The organism is Ensifer sp. VA4 (assembly GCF_055710065.1).
On the sequence record NZ_JBVQPO010000044.1, the window covers coordinates 1 to 1,289 of the forward strand.

1 protein-coding gene is annotated in these 1,289 nt (G+C 58.9%); it reads right to left on the bottom strand.

What is annotated here, in order from left to right:
* Positions 1–121 precede the first annotated feature (121 nt).
* On the bottom strand, positions 122–1,213 hold the full coding sequence (locus tag AC0C6X_RS30070; RefSeq protein WP_472956683.1) for an IS5 family transposase: 1,092 nt from the start codon (positions 1,211–1,213) through the stop codon (positions 122–124).
* Positions 1,214–1,289 lie beyond the last annotated feature (76 nt).

Here is a 1,289-nt window from a genome sequence, read left to right on the forward strand (position 1 = left end):
GGAGGCCTCGAATTACCGCTGAATTGGTGATCGGCGGCGCGGCCTAATGGCTGTTGGCGGTTTTTGCCTCCGATTTTGCGTTGGATTTCGTGGTGTCACGGCCCTTTCGGGGCGGCATGCTTCATGCTGTGGCGCGTCGCCCTTCGTGGAAGACATAGCGGAGCATGTTGTAGGCGATGTTGGCCATGCCAATCTTCACCGTCGCCCTGTTGATACCAATGGTTCGGATGAAGAGCTTCATCTTGTCCTTTTGTCGAGCGAACACATGCTCGACAGCGGAGCGCACTTTCGAGCGGCGACCATTGGCCCGCGACATCGCTTCCGGCATCGGCTTGCCCTTCGGCTTTCTCTGATGGATATCCGACTTCAGGCCGTTCTTTTCCAGCCATTCCTCGTTTGATTTCGACCGATAGGCGCTGTCGGCCCAGACCGTCGAGGCGGTATTGTCCTTGGTCACGACATTCCTGAGTTGGGCGCCGTCATGGGCGGCCGCACTCGTCACCGTCCATCCCCGGATGAACCCATGCGCCCGGTCGATGCCGGCATGGTTTTTGTAACCGAACATCGGAATGGCGATGTCATGCTGCTTGGTCGCGGCTGATGTCGGCGTTTGTGTCGGCTGCTTCGCCTTGGAATATTTCACTGTCCAACGCGCATCGCGATCCTTCTGGGCAAGCTTGGCGGGCTTGTCCTTCCACTCGTCCGGGATCTCACCAGCCTTTATCGCGTCTTTCTCGTCCTGGCTGTTGTGCTGCCTGGGCGCCTGGATGATCGTTGCATCAACGATCTGACCACCTTTGGCCAGGTAGCCCGACCGTGACAGATGCTTGTCGAAACGGGCGAATAGGTTGTCGATGGCACCGGCCCGCACCAGGCTTTCGCGGAACAGCCAGATCGTCTTGGCATCCGGAACCTTGTCGGAAAGGCCGAGCCCGAGAAACCGCATGAACGACAACCGGTCCTGGATGACGAACTCGGCCTGGTCGTCGGAGAGATTGTAGAGCGCCTGCAGCACCAGGATCTTGAACATCAGCACCGCCGGGAACGGCGGACGCCCGCCCTTTGATCCGTCGGATCGCTTCAATGCCTTCGCCAACGGCTTCTCGAACACAGCCCAGGGAATGATGCTGTTGAGCTTCTCCAGAGGGTCGCCGACGGCACTCAGGCGCTCGTAACGCTCGTCCAAATCCCAAAAGCCTGGCTGCCCACGCATCATCCGTTCCCGCAAATCACACAGCCAGGATTGAATCACGAAAACCGGCTGAAGGGGAGGTTTTTAGAGGCGTCCA

Coding starts and splice junctions, on each gene's coding strand:
- AC0C6X_RS30070 (WP_472956683.1), bottom strand. CDS start 1,213: ATGCGTGGGCAGCCAGGCTTTTGGGATTTGGACGAGCGTTACGAGCGC.